This window comes from Virgibacillus salexigens (assembly GCF_014905415.1).
Classification (GTDB): Bacteria; Bacillota; Bacilli; order Bacillales; family Amphibacillaceae; genus Virgibacillus; species Virgibacillus salexigens.
The window spans coordinates 1-307 of the sequence record NZ_BNEO01000129.1; the positions used below are offsets into that span (position 1 = coordinate 1).

The following is a 307-nucleotide window of genomic DNA, read 5'->3' on the forward strand; positions in this document are numbered from 1 at the left end:
CGATGTTCAAAAAGAGTGCTGAGCTTGGTGTAATCATTCGTTCTAGTTCCGGAAAAGATAATTGTAAAATCGCATGCATTTTGCCCCGTAGTTGGATTAATTCTTCATCAACTTCGTCGTAATAACGTGATAGGGCATGCATTTGATTATAATAGGTGTCTTGTTGAAACATTGGCTTACGGTTTATTTTAAAGTGTGTTTTAGCCAGCTCATGCGCATCGCTTTTATCGGTCTTATTTTTCTTCGCATAGCTGCTGTCTGAAGTTTTGCCTCAAGTGGATTTAAGCGACAATATATGTATCCACGA

1 pseudogene is annotated in these 307 nt (G+C 38.4%); it reads right to left on the reverse strand.

The annotated features are described in order from the left end of the window. Window positions 1–208, reverse strand: a pseudogene (locus tag JKP73_RS23685) (IS110 family RNA-guided transposase); the annotation flags it as partial. Between the last annotated feature and the right edge of the window lie 99 nt (window positions 209–307).